This window comes from Blautia sp. ZXY-1-B12, from assembly GCF_056339915.1.
In genome coordinates this window covers 1-2,765 of record NZ_JBWJVP010000068.1, presented here as the reverse complement: position 1 = coordinate 2,765, position 2,765 = coordinate 1, and the positions used below count along the sequence as shown (strand labels likewise).

Below are 2,765 nucleotides of genomic sequence, written 5' to 3'. Positions count from 1 at the left end.
CCGCTTATGATCGAGACTTTTGAATTTATACGTGATTTTGAAGGTGAAGTTCCGGGAGCATCTGCAAAAGACTGCGGAAATTATCTGGATATGAATCTGCCTATGGCAAAATATCTGGCAGGAAAATTTCTGGATGAAGTTCTTTATGATATCAAGCCAGACAGACTTATTTATCCACAGTAACATTCTACAGTATTACAGCAATCCTCATAAACAACACACCGAAAAAGATTTCTATCGTATTTTTCAGACAAAAAAAGCAGAAGCTGACAGGTCATTATCCCCCGCAGCTTCTGCTTTTACTTATACATTTCTGTCAACATTTTTCCAAAAAAGCCTTTATTGTACCTCTCATAGAAATATATTTAAAGAGGACTGATACAAATTTTTATATCATCATATTATTCTGCACTTTCATCATAAGACGTATCTGCTGATGTATCTGCTGCAGTCTCACCTGCGTCTGCTGATGTATCTGCTGCAGTCTCACCTGCGTCTGCTGCCGGAGCTGTTGTTGTCACAAAATCTCCGCTTGCATAACAGGTCTGTCCATTATAATCCACACGAATCCATCCATTCTCGCATACACCTGTACTGTTCAGCTGAGTTCCGGCTGCCACACTTGAAATCAGATCTGCATCTGAACTTGCATCAGAACGAAGATTTAATTCTGATGACGCATAATAGGTACCGGATTTCACTTCTACTTTTACACCACTGGCTGTCTGCTCTGCTGCCGGCGTTGGTGTTGCTTCCGGTGTTGGTGTTGCCTCTGAAGCCTCAGGAGTAGGTGTGACTTCCGGTGTTGGTGTTACTTTAACGATCATAACGCTGGAATCAATAGTAGGATCAAATCCGCATCCCTGAGCAGCAAATGCAAGTCCCAGTACAAGAACCAGCCAAAGTGATTTCTTCATAAGTAGTTTCCTCCTTTATCAAACACGCTCTGTCCCCTCGTGTTTTCTGTGTTCGCTTTATGTATTAATATACACGATTCTTACAGATAATTCAAGTATGCGTTTTGTCCTGCTTTGTCTGCTTTCTTCCATTTGCGCGGAATTGCTGCAGGGTTACTGTTCACTCCGTTCTCAGTAACGCTGTAGGTTCTGTGTTTATCTACAACAATTCATAAAGGACTTCCACCTCGCCGCCACAGATCATTCCCAGATTCGCACCGCCCTGGTTAGACAGATTATATTTTCTGATTTCACCATGCTGCGCTTCTGGTGCATATTTCAAAGCCTGAAATTCTACATTTCCGCCTCCGATGCTTCCATATGAATTCCCGTCTTTATCAATAAACATTTTACTTCCTGTCCCTCTTGGAGAAGAACCACTCTTGGATATGATCGTGATCATAATTCCATTTTCTTTTTTCCTGACAGCATCCTCCACAGCTCCATCAATATAAGAAACATCATACCTGTTCTTTTCCTGAACGATCTCCGCAGCAATACTTACAGCAATCTCTGCCGGCATATGTCCTCCGATCGGCAATCCAATCGGTGCATGGATACTGTTGAGCTGTTCTTCGCTGAAACCTTCTCCGAGTAATTTTTCTCTGGTCAGTTTTACCTTATTTTTACTGCCGATCATTCCCAGATAAGTATAAGGGCGTCTCAGGATCTGTCTGGCACAGGCACTGTCTCCGAGATGACCTCTTGTCACGATCACATAATAAGCATTTTCATAGGCCGGTATTTTGTCTGAAAGTTTATCATAGCTGCCTTTGATCAGCCGATCGGCATCCGGAAATCTCTCTGAAGTCACAAAATCTTCTCTGTCATCCATAACAGTCACATGAAATCCCAGCATTTTTCCGATTTTTGCAACAGGCTGCGAAACATGTCCGCCTCCAAAAATGATAAGCTGCGGATTTTTCACATAAATTTCCACAAAGAAATCTACATCTCCCATATGAACAACTTTTGTCTCCTGGCACTCCGCCAGATCAGCTTCATATTTTTTCCAGAAATCTGCTGTATTTTCATCGGATGATAAACAATGGTTTTCTTTTATCAGACATTTTTCGCCCTTATGATTCCCGTTTAAAACCATTGCTGTTTTTACTTTTCCTGTTTCTTCCAAAATTTGATAAATTTTTCTGTACATAACTCTCTCCTGTTTCGATATAAAATACCTTTTGACCATGACATCATTATATATTATAATTGACAGAAAAAGGGGGATTATTATGAAAAAAAACTTTTTTCTACACAGTCTGCCCTTCAGACTGCTTGTCGGCGTGGCTTTTGGAATCTGTATCGGACTTCTTCTTAATATAATAGATGAATCTGCCATTACGACTGCAGTACTGAATGTGGTTGTAACATCGAAGTATATTCTTGGTCAGCTGATCAGCTTTTCTGTTCCGCTGATCATCATTGGATTTATCGCACCATCTATTACCAGACTCGGAAACAATGCTTCCAGAATGTTAGGTGTTGCAGTCAGTATTGCTTATGCTTCCTCACTGGGAGCTGCTTTATTCTCTGCATTATCCGGATACCTGCTGATCCCACATTTGTCCTTCAGCTCCACTGCCAGTCATCTCAAAGCTTTGCCGGATGTAGTTTTTGAACTTTCCATTCCACAGATAATGCCTGTCATGAGTGCACTTGTACTGGCCATTATGCTGGGACTTGCATCTGCATGGACAAAAGCCAGTCTGATTTCTTCTTTTCTTGAAGAATTTCAGAAGATCATACTGGCTATTGTATCAAGAGTCATTATTCCGATTCTCCCATACTTCATCGGACTGACTT

Annotated in this window: 4 protein-coding genes; 2 read left to right on the top strand and 2 right to left on the bottom strand. The window is 41.2% G+C overall.

Annotated features, from left to right (window positions below):
- The coding region (locus AC075L_RS05140; protein ID WP_476387277.1) for an S-ribosylhomocysteine lyase at positions 1-183 on the top strand (183 nt) is incomplete at its 5' end.
- 218 nt (positions 184-401) lie between these two features.
- Here the strand turns inward: AC075L_RS05140 and AC075L_RS05135 are convergent.
- Together AC075L_RS05135 and AC075L_RS05130 are read right to left on the bottom strand one after the other, a co-directional pair.
- Complete coding sequence (locus AC075L_RS05135) at positions 402-917, bottom strand: SH3 domain-containing protein (protein ID WP_008704825.1); 516 nt, start codon at positions 915-917, stop codon at positions 402-404.
- A 199-nt stretch (positions 918-1,116) separates the two neighbouring features.
- Entirely contained in the window at positions 1,117-2,112 is a 996-nt protein-coding gene (locus AC075L_RS05130; protein WP_008704827.1) for an XdhC family protein, read from the bottom strand.
- An 82-nt stretch (positions 2,113-2,194) separates the two neighbouring features.
- Between AC075L_RS05130 and AC075L_RS05125 the strand changes: the two genes are divergently transcribed.
- A partial coding sequence (locus AC075L_RS05125) for a cation:dicarboxylase symporter family transporter (protein ID WP_476387276.1) occupies positions 2,195-2,765 on the top strand: 571 nt, incomplete at its 3' end.

What these genes read in the sequence shown, in the direction of transcription:
- AC075L_RS05135 (WP_008704825.1), bottom strand. Translation starts at nt 917, where the DNA reads ATGAAGAAATCACTTTGGCTGGTTCTTGTACTGGGACTTGCATTTGCT.
- AC075L_RS05130 (WP_008704827.1), bottom strand. Translation starts at nt 2,112, where the DNA reads ATGTACAGAAAAATTTATCAAATTTTGGAAGAAACAGGAAAAGTAAAA.